Origin of the sequence: Intrasporangium sp. DVR (assembly GCF_040365325.1) — a bacterium.
Classification (GTDB): Bacteria; Actinomycetota; Actinomycetes; order Actinomycetales; family Dermatophilaceae; genus Intrasporangium.
This window is the reverse complement of record NZ_BAABZW010000003.1, coordinates 1-20,236: the sequence shown is the minus strand read 5'-3', so window position 1 is coordinate 20,236 and position 20,236 is coordinate 1. Positions and strand designations below refer to the sequence as shown.

Annotated in this window: 17 protein-coding genes; 5 read left to right on the top strand and 12 right to left on the bottom strand. The window is 70.1% G+C overall.

Features of this window, described 5'->3' with window-relative positions:
* Window positions 1-172: 172 nt before the first annotated feature.
* Both ABWV20_RS02970 and ABWV20_RS02965 read left to right on the top strand, forming a co-directional pair.
* Window positions 173-2,593 carry an HAD-IC family P-type ATPase gene (locus ABWV20_RS02970; protein ID WP_353353297.1) on the top strand — a complete coding sequence of 807 codons (2,421 nt, stop codon included), beginning with the start codon at window positions 173-175 and terminating at the stop codon, window positions 2,591-2,593.
* A gap of 78 nt (window positions 2,594-2,671) precedes the next feature.
* Window positions 2,672-3,949, top strand: coding sequence for an MFS transporter (locus ABWV20_RS02965; protein ID WP_353353296.1), 1,278 nt, complete (start codon window positions 2,672-2,674; stop codon window positions 3,947-3,949).
* A 49-nt stretch (window positions 3,950-3,998) separates the two neighbouring features.
* Here the strand turns inward: ABWV20_RS02965 and ABWV20_RS02960 are convergent, their stop codons facing one another.
* The 7 genes from ABWV20_RS02960 to ABWV20_RS02930 form a co-directional block, all read right to left on the bottom strand.
* A complete protein-coding gene (locus ABWV20_RS02960; RefSeq protein ID WP_353353294.1) occupies window positions 3,999-5,528 on the bottom strand; it encodes a fatty acyl-CoA synthetase in 1,530 nt (509 codons plus the stop codon).
* 23 nt (window positions 5,529-5,551) lie between these two features.
* Window positions 5,552-6,415 (bottom strand): enoyl-CoA hydratase/isomerase family protein, encoded by an 864-nt coding sequence (locus ABWV20_RS02955; RefSeq protein WP_353353293.1) that lies wholly within the window; start codon window positions 6,413-6,415, stop codon window positions 5,552-5,554.
* 86 nt (window positions 6,416-6,501) lie between these two features.
* Window positions 6,502-7,017 carry a GNAT family N-acetyltransferase gene (locus tag ABWV20_RS02950; protein WP_353353292.1) on the bottom strand — a complete coding sequence of 172 codons (516 nt, stop codon included), beginning with the start codon at window positions 7,015-7,017 and terminating at the stop codon, window positions 6,502-6,504.
* A gap of 160 nt (window positions 7,018-7,177) precedes the next feature.
* Complete coding sequence (locus ABWV20_RS02945; protein WP_353353291.1) at window positions 7,178-8,719, bottom strand: M20/M25/M40 family metallo-hydrolase; 1,542 nt, start codon at window positions 8,717-8,719, stop codon at window positions 7,178-7,180.
* A 168-nt stretch (window positions 8,720-8,887) separates the two neighbouring features.
* Window positions 8,888-11,149 carry a catalase/peroxidase HPI gene (gene katG, locus ABWV20_RS02940; protein WP_353353289.1) on the bottom strand — a complete coding sequence of 754 codons (2,262 nt, stop codon included), beginning with the start codon at window positions 11,147-11,149 and terminating at the stop codon, window positions 8,888-8,890.
* 84 nt (window positions 11,150-11,233) lie between these two features.
* A complete protein-coding gene (locus ABWV20_RS02935; RefSeq protein WP_353353288.1) occupies window positions 11,234-11,893 on the bottom strand; it encodes a potassium channel family protein in 660 nt (219 codons plus the stop codon).
* Window positions 11,883-13,259: a TrkH family potassium uptake protein gene (locus ABWV20_RS02930; protein ID WP_353353287.1), complete on the bottom strand. Its 1,377-nt coding sequence runs from the start codon at window positions 13,257-13,259 to the stop codon at window positions 11,883-11,885. Before ABWV20_RS02930 ends, ABWV20_RS02935 begins: the two co-directional genes overlap by 11 nt.
* A gap of 215 nt (window positions 13,260-13,474) precedes the next feature.
* Between ABWV20_RS02930 and ABWV20_RS02925 the strand changes: the two genes are divergently transcribed.
* Window positions 13,475-13,813 (top strand): ArsR/SmtB family transcription factor, encoded by a 339-nt coding sequence (locus ABWV20_RS02925; RefSeq protein WP_353353286.1) that lies wholly within the window; start codon window positions 13,475-13,477, stop codon window positions 13,811-13,813.
* Window positions 13,810-14,292, top strand: coding sequence for an SRPBCC family protein (locus ABWV20_RS02920; RefSeq protein WP_353353285.1), 483 nt, complete (start codon window positions 13,810-13,812; stop codon window positions 14,290-14,292). Before ABWV20_RS02925 ends, ABWV20_RS02920 begins: the two co-directional genes overlap by 4 nt.
* A 27-nt stretch (window positions 14,293-14,319) precedes the next feature.
* Here ABWV20_RS02920 and ABWV20_RS02915 read toward each other — a convergent pair whose 3' ends face one another.
* Complete coding sequence (locus tag ABWV20_RS02915) at window positions 14,320-15,240, bottom strand: oxidoreductase (RefSeq protein ID WP_353353284.1); 921 nt, start codon at window positions 15,238-15,240, stop codon at window positions 14,320-14,322.
* A 93-nt stretch (window positions 15,241-15,333) separates the two neighbouring features.
* On the opposite strand from ABWV20_RS02915, the gene ABWV20_RS02910 reads away from it, so the two are divergent.
* Complete coding sequence (locus ABWV20_RS02910; protein WP_353353283.1) at window positions 15,334-15,684, top strand: hypothetical protein; 351 nt, start codon at window positions 15,334-15,336, stop codon at window positions 15,682-15,684.
* An 871-nt stretch (window positions 15,685-16,555) separates the two neighbouring features.
* On the opposite strand, the gene ABWV20_RS02905 is transcribed toward ABWV20_RS02910, so the two are convergent.
* From ABWV20_RS02905 to ABWV20_RS02890, 4 genes are all read right to left on the bottom strand, one after another.
* Window positions 16,556-17,413 carry a hypothetical protein gene (locus ABWV20_RS02905; protein WP_353353282.1) on the bottom strand — a complete coding sequence of 286 codons (858 nt, stop codon included), beginning with the start codon at window positions 17,411-17,413 and terminating at the stop codon, window positions 16,556-16,558.
* A 215-nt stretch (window positions 17,414-17,628) separates the two neighbouring features.
* Window positions 17,629-18,216, bottom strand: coding sequence for a hypothetical protein (locus tag ABWV20_RS02900; protein WP_353353281.1), 588 nt, complete (start codon window positions 18,214-18,216; stop codon window positions 17,629-17,631).
* Window positions 18,217-18,228: 12 nt separating this feature from the next.
* Window positions 18,229-19,245 (bottom strand): hypothetical protein, encoded by a 1,017-nt coding sequence (locus tag ABWV20_RS02895; RefSeq protein ID WP_353353279.1) that lies wholly within the window; start codon window positions 19,243-19,245, stop codon window positions 18,229-18,231.
* Between the two features lie 465 nt (window positions 19,246-19,710).
* Window positions 19,711-20,236 (bottom strand): transposase (locus tag ABWV20_RS02890; protein ID WP_353353278.1); only part of this gene is annotated, 526 nt, incomplete at its 5' end.

Sequence of the window (20,236 nt, the reverse complement as noted above, 5' to 3'; positions counted from 1 at the left end):
GGTCGTCCGAGGAGCGACCGCGCCGTCGTCGCGTCCCGTCATGCCTCGCCCTCGACCGGCTCGACGATGCCGTATGCCGCTGGGCTCGTTCCGCCGGAGCCGTCCCTTCCCAGCCGGGCTGGGTCCGCGGGTTCTCCGAGGAGCCGGCCCGCCGGCATACGACAATGAGGCGGTGACGACCACCGGGGAAGCGCACACCGACCACGTGACGGGGCTGACCAGCGGCCAGGTGGCTGAGCGGGTTGCCCGCGGGGAGGTCAACGAGGTCGGTGAGCGGACCTCCCGCTCGATCGGGGAGATCGTCCGGGCCAACGTCCTCACCCGGTTCAACGCCATCCTCGGTGCCCTCTTCGTCCTCGTCATGACGACCGGGTCCGTCGCCGACGGCCTCTTCGGCATCATCCTCGTCCTCAACTCGGCCATCGGGATCACCCAGGAGTACCTCGCCAAGCGCAAGCTCGACCGGCTCGCGCTGCTCCACGCCCCGACGACGAGGGTGGTGCGGGACGGCCGAGCCGCCGACATCCCGACACGCGAGGTCGTCCTCGACGACCTCATCGAGCTGCGGGCGGGGGATGAGGTGCCGGCCGACGGAGTCCTCCTCACCTCGGAGGGCCTCGAGCTCGGCGAGGCCAACCTCACCGGCGAGTCCGACCCGGTGCACCACCCAGCGGGCGACGAGATCCTCTCGGGGACCAGCGTCGTGGCCGGGTCCGGGCGCTACCACGCCAAGGCGGTGGGTCGGGATGCCTACGTCAACCGGATCGCGGCCGAGGCGACGAGGTTCACCCGGACGCGCTCCGAGATCCAGTCGTCGATCAACACGCTGCTGCGCTACATCACGTGGATCATCGCCGTCGCCCTGCCCCTGCAGATCTGGTCGCAGTGGAGCGTCCTCGGCGAGCAGGGCTGGCAGTCGGTGGTCCTGCGCTCCGCCGCCGGCGTGGTCGGCCTCGTCCCCGAGGGGCTGGTCCTGCTCACCTCCGTCGCCTTCCTCCTGGCCGCGGTCTCGCTGACCCGGGACCAGGTCCTCGTCCAGCAGCTGCCCGCAGTCGAGGGCCTCGCCCGCGTCGACGTCGTCTGCCTCGACAAGACCGGCACGCTGACCGTGGGCGAGATCGCCTTCGAGGACGCCCGACCCGTGCGAGGAGCCGACGCCGAGGAGGTCCGCTGCGCCCTGGGCGCCCTGGCGGACGACCCGAACGTCAACGGCACCCTCGCGGCCGTGGGGGCGGCCCTCCAGCCGCCCGGGTGGCGCCGCACCGCCGCCGTGCCGTTCACCTCCGACCGGAAGTGGAGCGCGGCGTGCTTCGAGGACCACGAGACGTGGGCCCTCGGCGCCCCCGAGGTGCTCCTGGCCGAGGACGACCCGCTGCGGGACGAGGTGGCCGTGCTGGCCCGGAAGGGCCGCCGCGTCGTCCTGCTGGCCCGCAGTTCCGAGCACCTCGAGGAGCCGGTCCTGCCCGCAGACCTCACCCCGGCCGCCCTGGTCACCCTCACCGAGCAGATCCGCCCCGACGCCCGCGAGACCCTCGACTACTTCGAGGAGGAGGGCGTCGCGGTCAAGATCATCTCGGGCGACAACCCACAGACGGTGGCAGCGGTCGCCCGCGAGGTCGGGCTCGACCCGGGCGAGCCCGTCGACGCCCGGACGCTCGGCGACGACCCGGAGCAGCTGCGGGAGGTGCTGGCCCGGGCAACGGTCTTCGGTCGCGTCTCCCCGGAGCAGAAGCGCGCCTTCGTCCACGCGCTCCAGGCGGACGGGCACGTCGTCGCCATGACCGGGGACGGAGTCAACGACGCCTTGGCGCTCAAGGATGCCGACATCGGGGTGGCCATGGGCAACGGCGCGCAGGCCACCAAGGCCGTCGCGGAGCTCGTCCTGCTCGATGGTCGCTTCGCGCACCTGCCGAAGGTGCTCGCCGAGGGGCGCCGTGTCATCGGCAACGTCGAACGCGTCGCCAACCTCTTTGTCGCGAAGAACGCGATGAGTCTGCTCGCCATCCTCGCGGCCGCGTTCGCCGCGCTGCCGTTCCCGTTCCTCCCACGCCACCTGACGCTCGTGTCCACCCTCACCATCGGGACACCCGCGTTCTTCCTCGCCCTGGGACCGAACAGGCGACGCTACCTGCCCGGCTTCCTCGGCCGGATCCTCCGTTTCGCAGTGCCCGCGGGCACCATCGCCGGGCTCGCCGTCATCGCCTCGTACGTCCTCAGCGGACGGCGCTACGGCGTGCCCCCGGAGGAGTTCTCGGCTCGATGCGAGATCGTCCGACCGGGCGCCACCGTCGACCTCGCCTGCATCCAGCCCAGCACGGGCGCGACGATCACCCTGCTCGTCGTCTTCTTCTGGATCCTCGTCGTCCTGGCTCGTCCGCTGCGGTGGTGGAAGGCGGTGCTCATCGGGACCATGGCCCTGCTCGCCCTGCTCGCCTTCGTGCTGCCGGTCGCCAACGCGTTCTTCGGGTTCCACGCGCCCGGGGCGCTGGTCTGGCAGTCCCTCGGGATCGGGTGCGTCGGCGCCGCGCTCGTGGAGGTCGTTCACCGGTGGGCGCTGCACTGGCGCCGGGGAAGCACCGGCGGGCCCGCGTAGACTGACCGCAGCAAAGGGCCCTGGCGCACCTGTTGGGCGGGAAGGTGTGCGCTCTTTCGCACACCCCAGGAGCTGCCCGTGTCGCCCCTCGACTCCTACCGTCGGCTGTTCGGCCTGACCGGCCCGGCCTACGTCGTCGTCGCCTTCATCGCTCGGCTCCCGTTGGCGATGAGCCAGCTGGGCACCCTGCTGCTCGTCTCCGGCACCACCGGCAGCTACGGAGCCGGGGGCGCCGCGGCGGGTGCGCTGGCCGTCGCCAACGCGGTCGGCGCCCCGGTCTGGGGCGGCTGGGCAGACCGCTTCGGCCAGCGCCGCGTCATCGCCGTGCAGTCCGTCGTCGGCTCCGCAGGGTTGACGGCCCTGCTGTTGATCGCGAACTCCGCTGCGCCATGGGGCTGGTCCGCAGTGGCGAGCGCCGTCACCGGCCTGTTCCTCCCGCAGGTGGGACCGATGGCCAGGGTCCGGTGGCGCCCCATCGCCTCTCGAGCCGGACGCGCTCAGCCTCGGCTCGTGGAGACCGCCTTCTCCTACGAGGGGGCGGCGGACGAGGCGTCGTTCGTCCTGGGGCCGGCGGTGGTCGGACTCGTCATCTCCGTCGCCAACCCGACCGCAGCACTGGGGGTGGCGGCAGCCCTGCTCGCGGCGTTCGGCACGTGGTTCGCCCTGCACGACACCGCCGTGCTCGCCCACGCCGTGGCCCGACACGGTGGACCACACGAGCGAGGGCGGCTCCTCACGGCCGGGCTCGTGCTGCTCTGCGCCAGCCAGTTCGTCATCGGCACGGTCTTCGGCTCGGTGCAGACCGGCACCTCGGTGCTCGCGACAGACGATGGCCAGCCCGGCCTGACCGGTTACCTCCATGCGCTGCTCGGGGTCGGCAGCGTGCTCGCGGGCCTGGCCATGGCGGCGCTGCCCCCGACCTGGGCCCTGCCCAGTCGCCTGCGCTGGCTGGCCGTGCTCCTGCTTGCGCTGTCGGTCCCCCTCCTTCTCGTCGGGTCCGTCGGCACGCTCGTCCCGGTCCTCCTTGCGCTCGGCGTCTCCGTCGCCCCCTACATGATCACGACCTTCACGCTCGGTGAGCGGATCACGCCGCCGACCCGGGTCGGTGCCGCGATGACCCTGCTCGCCGCCGCGACCGGGCTCGGGTACGCGGTCGGCGCGGCCGTCGCGGGGCGGCTCGCGGACTGGGGCGGGCACACCCCCGCCTACGCCGTCACCGTCGCGGCCGGAGCGCTCGCCGTGGCGATCTCCTGGTCGGGCGCTCCCCTCCTGGGGCGCCAGCCCATCGCATCGGGCGGGAGGGCCCGGACGCCGGCTGCCCCGGAGAGCCGGCCCAGCGGCATACCCCTGGACTGAGCGCAGTGACGCCTGGCTGGGCCGCTCCCTCGGCGTCGGCCAGCCGGCCTCAGGAGGCGGGCGCGTCCTGGCGCAGCTCGCGCTTGAGGATCTTGCCGGACGCGTTGCGCGGCAGCGACTCGACGAAGGTGATGCGCTTGGGGATCTTGAAGGAGGCGAGCGAGCCGCGGACATGGGCGATGAGATCGGCCTCGGTGACCTCCGCCTTGGGCACGACGAAGGCGGTCACGGCCTCGACCCACTTCTCGTCCGGGGCTCCGACGACCGCCACCTCGGCGACCGCGGGGTGCGTGTAGAGGGCGTCCTCGACCTCGCGGGACGCCACGAGCACGCCACCGGTGTTGATGACGTCCTTGATCCGGTCGACGACGAAGATGTAGCCCTCCTCGTCGATGCGCACGAGGTCGCCGGAGTGGAACCAGTCCCCCGCGAAGGCCTCCTCGGTGGCCTCCCGGTTGTTCCAGTAGCCGTCGCAGAGCTGCGGGGACCGGTAGACGATCTCGCCCGTCTCGCCGGGTCCGACGTCGTTGCCCTCCGGGTCGATGACCCTGGCCTCGACGAAGAGGATGGGCCGCCCGGCGGAGTCCGGTCGGTCGGCGTGCTCCTCCGGACGCAGGACCGTCGCGAGCGGCGCGACCTCGGACTGGCCGAAGCAGTTGTAGAAGCCCAGCGATGGCGCCTTCGCCTGGATCCGCTGGAGGACGGGCACGGGCATGATCGATGCACCGTAGTAGGCCTTGTGCAGCCCGTCGAGGTCGCGGCTCTCGAAGTCCGCGTGGTTGGCCATCGCCACCCACAGCGTCGGCGCCGCGAAGAAGGCCCGGTGGCCGTCGTGCTCGATGCGCCGGAGGATCTCGGCCGGGTCCGGGACCTCGAGGATGGTGTTCGTCGCGCCGACGGCGAGCCACGGGACGAGGAAGACGTGCATCTGCGCGGAGTGGTAGAGCGGCATGACGTGGAGCGGGTTGTCGTCGGCGGCGAGGTCGAGCGCGACGATGCACGAGACGTACTCGTGGACGAGCGCCCGGTGGCTCATGATCGCGGCCTTGGGGCGGGAGGTCGTGCCGGAGGTGTAGAGGAACTGTGCCGTGTCGCTGTCGGCGACCTCCACCTCGACCTCCGGGACGGGTCCGGCCAGGGCGACGTCGACGAGCGACCCTTCGGCGTCACGGAGCGGGATGCGGTGCTCCAGCAGGTCCGCCGCCTCGGGCTCGAGCAGGTCCAGGTGTCCGGCGAGGCCCGGGTCGTGGAGGATGGTGCGGCTGCCCGACTGGGAGACCAGGTAGCTGAGCTCCGGGCCGGTGAGGTTGTAGTTGAGCGGCACGTGGACGAGTCCCGCCCGGGCGCACGCGAGGAACCCGATGAGGTAGGCGTCGGAGTTCTTGCCGTAGGCCGCGACCCGGTCCCCCTTGGTCAGGCCCAGCCCCAACAGGTGGGCCGCAGCACGGGAGACCGCTTCGTCGAGGGCGGCGTAGGTCAGCGTTCGACCCTCGAAGATCGTGGCCGGTCGGTCCCGGAAGGTCCGGGCGCTGCGGCGGATGATCCCGTCGACGGTGCTGCTGCGCGTCATGAGCGACATGCTCTTCTCCTAGGCTCGGTGCATCAGCGGTTGACGAAGCGCTCGATGCGCTCCTGGGCCTCCGGCGACGCCACCGCCGCGGCGATGGTCTCGACCTCGTCCACGGCGCTGTCGCCGCGGCTGCCCTCCCACGCGGTCCGGATCAGCCGCTTGGCCTGCCCGAGAGCGCCGGGCGGTCCGGCCGCGCCCGCAGCGACGGCCTCGGCCAGGGCGACGGCCCGGTCGGCGAGACCCTCGTCGTCGACGACCTCGGTGACGAGGCCCCAGTCGGCGGCCTCGTCCGCGGCCAGGACCCGTCCGGTGAGCGCGAGCGCGAGAGCGCGCTGCTGGCCGATGGCGCGCGGGAGCAGGTAGGAGACACCGCAGTCGGGGGTGAGCCCGATGCCGGCGTAGGCCATCGTGAAGCGCGTCGACCGGGCTGAGACGACGATGTCGGAGTTGAGCAGGAACGCGAGGCCGGCCCCTGCCACACTCCCCTGCACGGCAGCCACGACCGGCAGCGGCAGCTCGGACAACCGGCGCAGCTCCGCCTCGAGCGCGGTCGCCAGCTCGCGCAGGTAGCCTGGCTGGTCGTCGGCTGCGACGAAGGAGCGGACGTCGCCGCCGGCGCAGAAGCGCGGCCCTTCGCCGGTCAGCAGCACGGCCCCGATGGCTGACCTGCGGGCGTCGGACTCCGCCTGGTCGAGGGCGGCGCCCAGGGACCGGGCCGCAGGCAGGTCGAACGCGTTCGACGCCTCTGGCCGCGCCAGGGTGACCCGCCCGAGTCGGCCGACCCGCTCGTAGCGCACGCCACGCGGCTCGTTCGGCGCGCCGTCACCCATGATCACCAGCCCCTTCCGGACGTCGCCGGAGGCGACGCCTGGCCCGATCGTAGGACGTCCATACATCTGGGGGACACAGGCGGTCCGACTCGTGGACCCGGGGACCCGGGGACCCGGGGACCCGGGGACCCGGGGACCCGGGGTCCCGCCCCTCAGCGGGTGAGCCGCATCCGCATCGCCGGCCAGGCGGTCACAGCGAAGCCGAGGTGCTCGTAGAGCCCGGCGCCCTCGCCGGTCGCGAACAGCTCGAGCGTCGACGCCTCCGTCTCGTGTTGGAACCAGTCGAGGACGCCGATGACGCACGCCCGCGCCAACCCCTGTCGCCGCGCGTCGGGGACGGTGGCGACGTTGCTGAGCAGCCCCGACACGCCATTGGGGTTGAGCGGGGACGGCATCTCGGTCCGGAGCGACCCCATCGCTCCGGCGAGCACCTGACCGTCGCGTTCCGCGATGACGGCGCACGTATGCCGCTGGGCCGGCTCCCCCTGGAACCATCGGACCGCAGCCTCCCGCCAGCCCGGGGCATCGACTCCGGCGACCCCCATGGCCGAGAACATCAGGGCGCGCAGCTCGATGACCGCCTCGGCATCCGCGGGAGCGGCACGCCGCACGACGACGTCACCGGGCGTCAGCGGCCTGTGGTCCGCGGATCTGCTTCTTCGGCTCATCCCTCAAGGGTAGGCGGCGCGGCGACGGCGCCACGGGCTCGGGACGGCCCTGCCTGAGAACCCAGGAAAGCGCGCTGGGTTGCCTTGCAGCGCAAGGCAACCCAGCGGCATACGACGAGCTGTGAAGCGAGCCGGGTGGGCTCGCACCTCAGTCAGGAGGTCACTGGACCTCTTCCTCGTGGTCGTGCTCGGCGTGGAGGCCGCCGCCCTCGCCGCCCGCGCCCGTGCCGTTGACCTCGGCGGGCGGGTTGGTGAGCGGGGTCTTGGCGAAGTCGTGGTTGGCGTAGGTGAGCACGGCGTGAGCGACGCCGTCGCTCATCTCGTCCAGGCCCTTCTGGTTGACGTTGGCGAAGCTGTCGCAGAAGAGGTGGTAGCAGGCGTCGTAGGCCGAGCCGGCGATGCCGCCGAAGTCAGCCGCCTGCTGGGCGGTCTTGAGACCCTCGGCGCCGGTGAAGAGGCCACCGGCCGGGATGCCCTTGGCGATGAACGGCCCGTAGTCGGACCGCCCGCTGAACGGGGTCTGCGCGCTCTTGAGGCCGACTGCCTTGAAGTAGTCGTGGAAGAGCGCCTCGACCGCGCCGGAGCCGTCCGGGCCCTTGGCCGCACCCGGTCCGACCGGGAAGGCCGAGTTGTCGCCGTCGTAGACGAACCGGACGTAGTTCGGCGAGCCGATCATGTCGAAGTTGAGGTTGAGCTTGATCGTGCTCAGCTCCTCGTCGGAGAGGCTCGCGACGTAGTGGTTGGAGCCGAGCAGGCCGAACTCCTCAGCACCCCACCAGACGAAACGCACCTTGCTCTTGGCCTCACGGCCCTGAGCGGCGAAGACCTCGGCCACCTCGAGGATCGTGGCCGACCCGGAACCGTTGTCGTTGATGCCGGGACCGCGCGGGACGCTGTCGAGGTGGGCGCCGACGACCACGACGTTGTCGGGGTCGCCCGTCGCCGTCTCCGCGATGACGTTGTACGTCGTGCGCGTCTCGTTGACGCGGTCGACCTTGACGCGGACCGTGGCGCCGGGAGCAGCGAGGTCGACGCCGACCTGCGGAATCGTGCCGACGACCGGAATGGTGATGCCGGTGCCTCCCAGGGTGCCGTTGAGACCGCCCGGCACGTTGTTGAAGACGACCACGGCACTTGCGCCGGCCGCCTGGGCGTTCGCGGCCTTGGCGTAGAAGGTGCACGCGCCTCGGCTGACGACGGCGACGGTGCCGGCGGGGAAGCCGGCGAAGTCGCTGGCGTCGCAGCCGGGCGTGGCGTCGCCGGCGCCGACGATGGTGGCCGCAGCAGTGACGTCACCGTTGCCGCTGTAGGTCATCGACGCGAAGTCGGTGCCGTCGGCGTAGGTGATCCCTGAGGGCATGACCCGCTGGAGAACCGCGGGGGTCAGATCGGCGTTGTAGACGAACTCGAACGGTTGGAGCTCGACGTCGTAGCCCGCCGCGACGAGACGGCTCTTGACGTAGTCGACCGACTTGTTGAAGTTGTCCGTGCCCGACACGCGGTTGCCGTCGGCAGCGATGTCGTTGAAGGCCTTGAGGTGCTCGTTGATGCCTTGGACGGTGACGCCCTTGCGGAACCCCTTGCTGATGGCGAAGATTCCGTCGTCCGCTGGTTTGCCGGCGGCGTTGGCCGAGGGTGCCAGAGCGCTGGCGGCCACGACCCCCGCGATGGCCACGGTGGCTCCGACACCGAACGTGCGCATGCGACGCTGCGTGCTGCCTCCCTATCTGTGAGTACCGCGGTGCCCGGCGGATCACGCCGGGCACCGCGGTGATGAGCTGCTGTGAGACCCCGGCGGGCGCCGGGCCACGGCACAGACTAGGGGCGGAGGCCGTGACTGGGAAGGCCTGGCGGCCGTGAACGTCGGGGGTCAGCGCAGGTCAAAGCGGTCCAGGTTCATCACCTTGTCCCAGGCGGCCACGAAGTCACGGACGAACTTCTCGCTCGCATCGTCGGCGCCGTAGACCTCGGAGATCCCCCGCAGCTGCGAGTGCGAGCCGAAGACCAGGTCGACCGCCGTCGCCGTCCACTTGAGCTCCCCGGTGGACCGGTCGCGGCCGTCGTAGACGTTCTCGGCGCTCTCGGACGTGCGCCACTCGGTGCCCATGTCGAGCAGGTTGACGAAGAAGTCGTTGGTCAGCGCGCCCGGACGCTCGGTGAGCACGCCGTGGGACGTGCCGCCGACGTTGGCGCCGAGGGCCCGCATCCCGCCGATGAGGACCGTCATCTCGGGAGCGGTCAGTCGGAGCAGGTTCGCGCGATCGAGCAGCAAGGTCTCCGGGGGCAGCTTCTCCCCGGAGCGCAGGTAGCTGCGGAAACCGTCCGCCTTGGGCTCCAGCACCGAGAACGACTCGACGTCGGTCTGCTCCTGGGTGGCATCGGTGCGGCCCGGCGAGAACGGCACCGTGACCTCATGGCCGGCGTTCCGCGCCGCCTGCTCGACGGCCGCGCAGCCACCGAGGACGATGAGGTCCGCGAGGGAGACCCGCTTGCCCCCGGACTGGGAGTCGTTGAACTCCCCCTGGATCCGCTCGAGCGTGCCCAGCACGGTTGCCAGCTCGGCCGACTGGTTGACCTCCCAGCTGCGCTGCGGCTCGAGCCGGATCCGCGCGCCGTTGGCCCCGCCCCGCTTGTCCGTGTCACGGAAGCTGGCCGCAGCTCCCCACGCGGTCAGCACGAGCTGCGGGATGGACAGCCCTGACTCGAGAACCTTCGCCTTGAGGCTCGCGACGTCGGCGGCGGAGACCAGCTCGTGGTCCACCGGGGGCACCGGGTCCTGCCACAGCTGCGGCTCGGCGACCCACGGGCCGAGGTAGCGCGCGACCGGGCCCATGTCACGGTGGAGGAGCTTGTACCAGGCCTTGGCGAAGGCGAGCTGGAACTCGTCGGGGTGCTCGAGGAAGCGACGCGAGATCTTCTCGTAGACCGGGTCGACCCGCAGCGCGAGGTCGGACGTGAGCATGCGCGGCTCGCGGCTCGACGCTCCCTCGACGGCCGGGGGCACCATGTCCGACCCGGCGCCGTTCTTGGGGCGCCACTGGTGCGCGCCGGCAGGCGACTCCGTGAGCTCCCACTCGTACGCGAAGAGGATGTGGAAGAACTCGTTGTCCCAGCGGATCGGGTGGTAGGTCCAGGTGACCTCGAGCCCGGAGGTGATGGTGTCGGCCCCCTTGCCGGTGCCGTGGCGGTTCTTCCAGCCCAGGCCCATGTCCTCGATCGGCGCAGCCTCGGGCTCGGGCCCGATGTTGTCGTCGGCGGGCGCGGCCCCGTGGGTCTTGCCGAAGGTGTGGCCACCGGCGATGAGCGCGACGGTCTCCTCGTCGTTCATGGCCATCCGGCGGAAGGTCTCGCGGATGTCGCGGGCCGACGCCAGCGGGTCCGGGTTGCCGTTGGGTCCCTCCGGGTTGACGTAGATGAGGCCCATCTGGACGGCCCCGAAGGGTCCGGTCAGCTCCCGCTCGTCGCTGTAGCGCTCGTCACCGAGCCAGGTGTCCTCGGGTCCCCAGAAGATCTCCTCGGGCTCCGCGATGTCCTCACGGCCGAAGCCGAAGCCGAACGTCTGGAAGCCCATGGACTCGAGGGCACAGTTGCCCGCGAAGACGAGCAGGTCGGCCCAGGAGATGGCGCTCCCGTACTTCTTCTTCACGGGCCACAGCAGACGCCGCGCCTTGTCGAGGTTCGCGTTGTCGGGCCAGCTGTTGAGCGGGGCGAAACGCTGGGAGCCGTCGCCCGCGCCGCCGCGGCCGTCCTCGATCCGGTAGGTGCCCGCGGCGTGCCAGCTCATCCTGATGAAGAGCGGCCCGTAGTGCCCGTAGTCCGCCGGCCACCAGTCCTGCGAGGTCGTCATCACCTCGACGATGTCGCGCTTCAGGGCCTCGACGTCGAGACGCTGGAAGGCCTCCGGGTAGGTGAAGTCGGCGCCCAACGGGTTCGACAGCGGGCTGTGCTGGTGGAGGACCTGGAGGTTGAGCTGGTTGGGCCACCAGTCCTGGTTGGTGCGGGGTCGGTGAGGACTCGGTGCCGGGGCCTCGATGACCGGGTTCTCGCTCTCGCTGCCGCGTTCAGTCACGTCGATCCTCCTGAGGTCGTGGACCTCGCACCTCGAGGTCCGGGTGGTCTCGTCGCCACGCATCAGTCTGCATTGGCGACGCAGGGGCATCAACCAATGTGACGCACCAGTCTCGCGTTGGACCGCCCGAGCTCTCGGGAGGAGAGGTCAGGTGAGGTCGGCGAAACGGGTCACGGCCGTCGCGGCCCCGGAGACGACGATGATGTCGTCGGGGCCGAGACGGGTCTCGGCGGTGGCATAGCTGAACGCACCGCCGGCCGGCTTGATCGCGACGACGGTGACCCCGTATCTCGCGCGGATGCCCGACTCCCCGAGCGACTGGCCGGCCAGGGTCCGCGGAACCGCTGTCTTGATGAAGGCGAAGTCCTCGTCGACGGCGAGGAAGTCGAGCATGTGGCCGGTCACGAGGTGGGCGAGCCTGGCTCCCGCCTCGTGCTCGGGGAGGACCACGTGGTGGGCGCCCATGCGTTTCAGGATCCGCCCGTGCTGTTCGGAGGACGCCTTCGCCCAGATGTCGGGGATGCCGAGGTCGGAGAGCAGCGAGGTCGCCAGCACGCTGGCCTCGAGGGCCTCCCCGATGGCCACGACGGCCCGCCCGTAGGAGGGCAGGTCGAGCTGGCTCAGCACCTCGGGGTCGGACGCGTCGGCGACGATGACGTTGGGCAGGGTCTCGGAGTACGTCTGCACGACGTCGGGCCGCACGTCGATGGCGAGCACGTCGACCTCCCGGCCGACGAGCGCAGTGGCCAGCGAGCCGCCCATCCGGCCCAGCCCGATGACGACGACGCGGGGTCTCTCAGCCGACAATGGTCCTCTCCTCCGGGTACTCGAAGCGGCGCGGCCTCGCCCGGAGGGCGAGGGAGGCTCCGACGGTCAGTGGTCCGAGGCGACCGATGAACATCAGGGCGGTCAGCACCAGCTGGCCGTGGGTGGGCAGGCTCGCGGTGATCCCGGTCGACAGCCCGACGGTGCCGAAGGCCGAGGTGACCTCGAACAGCACGACGTCGAGCGAGAAGGCGGTGGTGGCCAGCAGCAGCCATGTGGAGATGATGACCGTGGTCACGGCGAAGAAGGCGATGGTCAGGGCCTGGCGCTGGACGTCGGACGGGATGGTTCGCCGTAACGCGACGACGCGGCGCTCCCCGCGCAGCTCGGCCCACATGACGTAGCCCATCAGCACGAAGGTGGTGACCTTGATCCCGCCGGCGGTGCCGGCGCTGCCCCCGCCGATGAACATGAGCAGGTCGCTGGCGAGCAGGCTCTCGGAGCGCAGGTCGCCGGTGGGCAGGCTGTTGAAGCCGGCTGTCCGGGTGTTGACGGCGTGGAAGAACCCGGCCAGCACCTTTCCGGGCGCCGGGAAGGCCCCCATCGTCGCCTCGTTGCCCCACTCCGCCAAGGTGATGACACCGGTGCTGATGACGAGGAGGAGGGTTGTTGCTCCCACCGTGATCCGGCTGTGCAGGGACCAGGTGTTCGGCCGTCTCCATCGGCGCCGCAGCTCCCACAGCACGGGGAACCCGAGTCCGCCGCAGATGATGGCCCCGGCGATGACGAGGGAGACCACGGGGTCGAGCGCGAACCGCTCGATGCTGTCGGACCAGAGCGCGAAGCCGGCGTTGTTGAAGGCGGACACGGCGTGGAAGACCCCGAGATAGACCGCCCGCCCGGGACTCTCGTCGTAGCTGAGGGCGAACCGGAGGATGAGCACGACGGCGACGGCCGCCTCGAAGAGCAGGCTGGTCCGCACGACCCCGACCACGACCTCCCGGGCGCTCATGCCGGCCGTGTTGCCGTGTCGAGCCTCGGCGCCGGATAGCAGGCTCGCTCGGACGCCGATTCGCCGGCCGATCAGCACCGCGAGGACCGAGGCGAGCGTCATGATGCCCAGACCCCCGATCTGGATGAGCAGCAGGATGACGCCCTGACCGAAGCCGGACCAGTAGCTCCCGGTGTCGACGAGGACGAGGCCCGTCACACAGACCGCTGACGTCGCGGTGAACAGAGCGGTGACGAGACCCGGGGCCTCGCCGCTCGCGGTGGCGAGTGGGGCGCTGAGCAAGAGCGTGCCGATGAGGATGGCGGCGGCGAACGCGGCGACGACGACGCGGATCGGGTGGCTCAGGGCCTGCCCCACCCGCGACCATGCGCCGACCGGCGCCTCCATCGAGGCCATGCCGAAACGCTATCCGGCAGGCGCCGCCCTCCTGCAGAGGGTGCGTTAAGGAGACGTCAAGATTGTGCTCATTCCGCTGAGGTATGCCGCTGAGCCCGGTGCCGCCGGAAGCGCGGACCCAGCCCTCCCGCAGTCCCACGTCGCCCACGTCGCCCCGTCGTCGGACCGACCCGGGGGTTGACAGTCACCCATCCGTAAGAGAATGCTTACCGTTCGTGAATACTAACCAAGCGGCCGACGGATGGACCGCGCTCGGTGATCCCACCCGTCGGGCCATCGTCGAGTTCCTGAGCGAACGCCCCCGCGCCGTCGGTGAGCTGGCGGCCGAGCTCCCTGTGAGCCGGCCAGCGGTGAGCCAGGCGCTGAAGGTGCTCAAGGATGCGGGTCTGGTCACCGAACGGGTGGCCGGGACGCGCCGGATCTACCGCCTCAACCCGGTTGCCGTCGCCGCGCTGCGGGACCAGCTCGACACCTTCTGGAGCCGGGCGCTGGCCAGCTACGAAGAGGCCGTGGGATCGCCCGCGGCCGAGGAGCAGTCGAAGGAGTCGTCATGACAGAGACAACAGCCACCGTGGTCCGCAGGGCCGTCGTGGTCCCGGCATCGGTGGAGAAGGCGTTCGCCGTGTTCACCGAGCGGTTCGGGGACTTCAAACCACCCGAGCACAACCTGCTCGGCGCGCCGATCGCCGAGACGGTGTTCGAGCCGCGCGTGGGAGGCCACATCTATGATCGTGGGGCCGATGGCACCGAGTGCCGCTGGGCTCGCGTCCTCGTCTTCGAGCCGCCGCGGCGGGTGGTGTTCAGCTGGGACATCGGCCCGACCTGGCAGCTCGAGACCGACCCGGAGAACGCCAGCGAGGTCGAGGTCGTCTTCGTCGCGGAATCGGCTGAGCGCACCCGCGTCGAGCTCGAGCACCGCAACCTGGACCGGCATGGCCCGGGCTGGCAGTCGCTCGCCGCCGGCGTCGGCCACGACGAGGGCTGGCCGCTGTACCTGGAGCGCTACGGCAGCCTCTTCAGCCAGTCCCGCTAGCGCACTGCGGGCCTGCACACCTCCCCGTCACACCGTCAGCGGCACGCCGGTCTCCCGCTCGGAGACCCGCCACAAGGTCTCGATGGCCCGGTCCGCCCCGGGACGGAGCAGTGGCAGGCGCACCGCGGGGCCCGTGTTGCCGAACCGGGGTCCGTAGAACTCCCCTCCCCCGGCCCCCGGGTCGGTGGCGGCCCGGATCTGTGGCATGGCGCCCCGTTCGACCTCCATCCCGGCGCGCTCGGTCAGCCAGGCGAGGATGGTAGCGAGCGGGCCGCCGCCGCCTTCGCGCACCGTTCTCGTCTGCAGGTCGCTGCGGGTCAGCCCGGGGTGCGCCAGCAGGCTCTGGGCCTCGACTCCGGCTCGCTCGAAGGCGCTCTGGAGGCCGATCGCGAAATGGTAGTTGGCGAGCTTCGACTGCCCGTAGGCGCGCCACGGCTCGTAGCGGCCGTGCAGGTGGGGGTTCTCCGGGTCGACCGGCCGCCCGAAGTGGTGTGCGGTGCTCGTCACGGTGACCACCCGGGCGGCCGGCGCGGCCAGCAGGGCCGGCATGAGCAGGGCGGTCAACGTCCAGTGCCCGAGGTGGTTGACGCCGAACTGCATCTCGTAGCCGTCTGCCGTGCGTCCCTCGGGCGTCGCCATGAGGCCGGCGTTGTTGACGAGGATGTCGATGGTGTCGTGGTTGCGGAGCACCTGCCCTGCCGCGGTCCGGACCGACGCCTGAGAAGCGAGGTCGAGCTCGACGACCTCGAGCGACGCGCCCGGGACCTCGCCAGTGATCGTCTCGACGGCCTTGGCGGCCTTCGCCTGGTCGCGTACCGCCATCACGACGTGAGCCCCCTTGGCGGCCAACACCATGGCGGTCTGCAGCCCGAGGCCGCCGTTGGCTCCGGTGATGACGGCGGTTCGGCCAGTCAGGTCAGGCACGGCGCGAGACGTGTACGTCCTCACGTTCTCCCCTTCACATAAGGTGCGGCCTGTGAAGCCGCATCACGGACAAGGCTTCGTCCGAGCCTTTCACGCCCGGCCTGCCCGAGGTGCACCGTGACGACCCGCCTCGGTCGTGCATGGCCCCGGTGGGTTGCCATCGCGGTGATGTCGCTGGGCGTCGTCATCATGGTGGCACTGTGGAGGACCGACGTGTACGTCCCTGAGAGGGGCAACAGTGACGGGCCATCGTTCTGCGGCTCGGCCTATGACGTCATTCTGTTCAAGAGGGACGGCTACATGGGTGGTGAGATGCCACCCAACCAGGACGCGATCGACCGTGCGTGCCACGAGAAGTCGCTGGGCCCGGTCCGCGAGGGTGCCGTTGCCGGGGTGACCGGGCTCGCCCTCGGTGGGCTCGTCGTCGTCATTGGCGGCCGCAGGTCGCGGTCCGAAGGTAGGCCGTGACCTTCGGGAAGGCCGCCGGCCCGGCGGCGTCGTCCGTCCCGCAGGTTGGTCCGCCGACTTCCTCCTCAGTTTGGCCGTAGTCGAGACGCACGCTGGACGTCGACCGAGGACCTGACGGGCGGCATCTCCGAGGAGGGCTTGGTGGCGTATGTCGCCCACGTACGCGACGACGAAACCGTGCTGGTCATCCAGAACGTGCTCTCCCGGGAGGCCCTCGGTCGTGGGTACCCGCACCACTGCCACGCTCAACGACGAGGGCAAGGGTCTCGAGGGCGTCTTCTCCGACGGCTGAGACGAGCCGCGCTCGACCGGGCGGAGGTGCACGTGCCGGCGCAGGTCCGCATCGACCCGCGCAGCAGAAACGCCCCCGACCGGAGTCGAGGGCGTCTTCTGAGCCGCCTATCGGAATCGAACCGATGACCTATTCATTACGAGGGTCTTCGGTCGTCATTTCGGCGTCAGCGGAGGGCAGAGAACCGCGCCATTCGTAGGAATCGCGGTTGGACGGCTCGGCCGGATTCGGCGGTCATGTGCCCAAAATGTGCCCACGACGGGGAGGCTGTGCCTCCCACAGCCGGCCCTTGTGGGGCATCTCCTCGTGTCGGCGCGCCAGCCGTGATCGCGCCTGTCTCGGGGGTGCAAGCCTCCTGCGCTGGGACCCGGCCATCCGCCTGTGCGGCTAGCACAGGTGGCTATGTCAACCCCACCTGGCCCCACGGTGACGGCTTGACCTGGCCCCATCTGTAGTCGGGCCGGGCCGGTGCTGCCGCCATTCGGGGGATGAGCTGGACTTGCCAGCGGAGCCAAAGACACGGCCTGCGACGGCCAGGACACCGGCCGTGACATGGGACGCGCCACTCGATACCCCTCGTCAGTGTGTGTCGAGAACGAATGCGTCCGAGCCCACCACCCAGGTCCCATCTGGGGTCGGGAGGAGGAAAATAGGTAGCTCGCTGGCGCCCGCTGCGGGAACGTGCCTGAGGCTGCCGTCCGCTGCCGCCGCGTAAACCGAGATCCCGCCGCTTGTGCCGGACTTGGACAGCCAAAGCTCGGATGTGACGAAGGCGATTGCGGTGAGCTCGGCGCGGCCAAGGTGCAGGTCAGACCAGTGCCGACCCTGGATCGATGAGAGTAGGACCTCGGAGCCTTGTGGAATCTGCTCACTGTCAAGTCGTGTGAGGCCGAACGCGATGTCCTGGCCGTTGACTGCAACGTCAACGATGTTGGCCGGGCCGCGCCAGGTGTGCTCGTGCAGGGCATTCGGCCGACCCCAGACCACCGTGCTCTGGTGTGGTGTGGCGAAGACGGCAGCGATGGAGGTGGGATCGGCTGCGAGACCGGTGATGCGACCAGCACGTTCGAGCAGCGGCTCAAGCCGCGCGCCTTTGACGGCTGCGACGACGGAGTGGCCGTGGCGGCCTGTCATGCCCACCACGATCCGGTCGCCCCATACGTGCAAGGCAACGATCTCGGTGGTGCTGTCCGGGAGGGCGACCTCGCTCGTGGTCCCTCCGGCACTGTTCACGCTAAGGAGCCGCGTGCCTGCTTCGCCGACCCCTGCCCACCAGAGACTGCCCCCGGCGTACGCGATCGCGGCGGTGTCGTAACCCGAGGGGATCGTCCATGCCTGCCTTGATGTGCCGCCGCTGATGACCCACACGGCCGAGCCAGCGGCCACCAGCAGGTTGCACCCGTCGATGGCGACCACGGCAGCCACCGGCGTCGGCACACGTACACGCTTGGGGCTGGGGCACGGCACGGGGGTTAGCGGGCCCCAGGCCCCGCTTGAGGGCGGGGTTGGGGAGCCCGTGTCGGTGGTCGGCGTGGACACGGCAGGGGCCGAGGATGCGTGACCGCTGCTGCCCGTGGTGGTGCACCCGGTCAACGCGACCAAGAGCGCGGCGACGCCGCAGGTGGCCCGCCAGTGCGTGACAGGCCCCTCGGTCACCGGACGGATCCGGTGACCGGGTCGATGGTCCAGGTGCCTCCGCTGGCGTCGGTCACCACAACACCGGTTGAGTCGGCTGTGGTGATCCTCAGGGCGTGCGCACCCGGGATGTCGATCGTCATCGCTGAGGCCAGGTTCCCGTCAGGACCCGAGTGCGCGAGCAAGACGCGGCCTTGGCTCGAGTCAGGGCCGTGCTGTCCCGCATAGATGGCAACCTGGTCACCGCTGCTCAAATGCCCAACCCACAAGGTGCTCGCAGCGAAGTCGGCACTGGAGGCGGGCGGTGCTTCCGGAGAGGTGAAGAGCCCTTCTTCCCACGAAGCTGCTGCGGCTGCCGGGTCAGCCGCAGCGGGGCCGGCAGCGGCCTGCTTGGCGGCGACCTCAGCGGCTGCCGCGTCGGGCGACGCCGCCTTGGCTTCCAGAGCTTGGTGGAGCAGGGCGTCTTGAGCCTCCATCGCTGCCTTCTCAGGCAGGCCGGTGTCGGCGAACTGGTTCGTGCTGACGGGATCATCCGCGTGCGCCGCGGTGATCGCCCCGGTGATCAGCAGCGTCGCGCACACCGACGTCACTAGCGCTCGTTTCATCGGGAATCCCCCTTACTTCCAGCGGATGTCGGTCGGCCCGTCGGGCGTCGTTGCCGTACGGCTGTCGGAATTGACCGCTGTGTTCAGCTGGCTCCAGCCCGTCGAGGCGGAGTTGTTGGTACCGCTGCACCCGCCGGATTGGGCGCAGGCACCGGACTGGGTCATGACGCCCTTGAAGGTGAACTTGCTCCCGTGGTTCAGGTACGAGTAGAGCGATAGGTACTTCCACTGCGACGCTTGCGTGCCCGACGTGGTGTAGATCTCCGGCAGAGGGTACGCAAGCCCGCTCCACGAGACTCGCCAGATCGTCTCGGCCGGGAACACGGAGTTGCATCCGCCGGAGGACGGAACGGATGCCGTCGGGCACCCGTCGGCGCCGCCGTAGTTGACGAAGAACACCTTGTTCGTCGCACCGTTGTACCCGTCGATCCAGGCCCGCGCCGCCGACGCGGAGACGGGCGTGCAGTTGGAACCAACCCAGGATTCGAAGTCGTTCGCCCCGATCACGAACCCCTGCGACCACCCGTTGTTCTGGACGTTGTTCCATCCCGTGTAGGCCTGTGCTGCCATCGCGGCGCCCGCCGACGATGTGATCGTCCCAGTGCAGTTGTTCGTGCCCATTGCGACATAGACCGTGGAGGAGAGATCGGCCTCCGTGCAGATCCAGTAGCCCTTCACGAACTGCTCGGCCATGACCCGTGCTGATGCCAGGGAGACATCGGTTCCAGTGAACATGCCCACCATCCACGTGCCACTGGACGACAGGTACAGCTTGCCGAAGTCGAGTACCGCGACGTGCTTCTGGGTGCCGGCTGTGTTCTTGTCCTGCGTCCCCAGTGCGCACCCCTCGTTGTACGCCCAGGTTGTGCTGTATCCCGTCACGTAGTAGCTCTTGGCTGACGGGGGCGCGGCCCATGCGGGCTGGTCCACAGCATCGACGCCCAGCACAACCAGTGTCGTGAGCAGACTTGCTACGGCGACGCGCCGCCAGAACGAGGGTTTCAAACTCTTGCTTGGTGTGCGGACCATTGCTGCCCCTGTCCCCTGCGGGTCCGCGACTGTGTGGACCCGTCTCATTCGCACGATCCTCGGGAGACCGTCACATAGTCAAGAGACCCCGACTGGCTTCGGAGGTGTGTCTCGGGAGCGTTTGTCAGTCAAATCCAGCAACGCTTCACGCTGCTACCGGCCAGAAATGTCGGTGAATGTCAGAAAGACCAGGTCACTCAGGTCGCGACGCAAGGCGGATGCCCGCCGCCAGACAGGGGGACAGGCGACGGGCATCCAGGGGAGCGCTCACGAGGAAGCGTAGGGCTCAGCGGCTTGTGTGGATAGTGGGCCTCGCCGGTCATCGCGGGCGCGTTACTCCTTGGCTCATTCACGCCGTCAGTGGTGAAGGGTCGCCACGTATCTAGCCGTTTGGCCCGATATCCGCTTCAGGGTGTTCGTCCCGACCTGCCCGGGGCGTTGTTAAAGAGTTCGTAAAGCGGCTCATCACAGACGAGGGTGTAGTTGGGGTCTGAATCCGCCGGCCTCGAGTAGGCATCGGGCGATGTAGTTGGTCAGATTGCGGAACCCGAGGGCGGAGCCGCGGAGGTGCTCGAGGCGTCCGTTGATCGCCTCGGTGGGGCCGTTGGAGGTGCCGGGCCGGTCGAAGTAGGCCAGCACGTCGGCGGCCCTCTTCTTCAAGGTGCGTCCAAGGGTGATCAGCTCGGTCAACGCGGCGGGGACACCGGAACTGACCGACTCGATGACCGCGGCCATCAGCTCGCGCCCGCGGGTCCGGTCGGGTTCGCGGTAGGCGGCGATCATCCGCTGGTAGATGCCCCAGGTCGCCTCGACCTCGACGTGCTCCCCGCGGTCGAAGAGGTTCTTCAGGCGGCTGGTCTGCTTGTCGGTGAGCAGGTCGGCGCCGGTGTGCAAGGTCCTGCGTGCCGTGTAGAGCGGGTCGCCCGAACGGCCGCGGTGACCGTGGATGTCCTGCTGGACCCGGCGCCGGCAGCGATCCAGGGCGTCACCG

Excerpts from the sequence above, each read along its gene's own strand:
- ABWV20_RS02960 (WP_353353294.1), bottom strand. The coding sequence starts at position 5,528 with ATGTCGCTCATGACGCGCAGCAGCACCGTCGACGGGATCATCCGCCGC.
- ABWV20_RS02955 (WP_353353293.1), bottom strand. The coding sequence starts at position 6,415 with ATGTATGGACGTCCTACGATCGGGCCAGGCGTCGCCTCCGGCGACGTC.
- ABWV20_RS02950 (WP_353353292.1), bottom strand. The coding sequence starts at position 7,017 with ATGAGCCGAAGAAGCAGATCCGCGGACCACAGGCCGCTGACGCCCGGT.
- ABWV20_RS02945 (WP_353353291.1), bottom strand. The coding sequence starts at position 8,719 with ATGCGCACGTTCGGTGTCGGAGCCACCGTGGCCATCGCGGGGGTCGTG.
- katG (WP_353353289.1), bottom strand. The coding sequence starts at position 11,149 with ATGCGTGGCGACGAGACCACCCGGACCTCGAGGTGCGAGGTCCACGAC.
- ABWV20_RS02930 (WP_353353287.1), bottom strand. The coding sequence starts at position 13,259 with ATGGCCTCGATGGAGGCGCCGGTCGGCGCATGGTCGCGGGTGGGGCAG.
- ABWV20_RS02920 (WP_353353285.1), top strand. The coding sequence starts at position 13,810 with ATGACAGAGACAACAGCCACCGTGGTCCGCAGGGCCGTCGTGGTCCCG.
- ABWV20_RS02900 (WP_353353281.1), bottom strand. The coding sequence starts at position 18,216 with ATGAAACGAGCGCTAGTGACGTCGGTGTGCGCGACGCTGCTGATCACC.
- ABWV20_RS02895 (WP_353353279.1), bottom strand. The coding sequence starts at position 19,245 with ATGGTCCGCACACCAAGCAAGAGTTTGAAACCCTCGTTCTGGCGGCGC.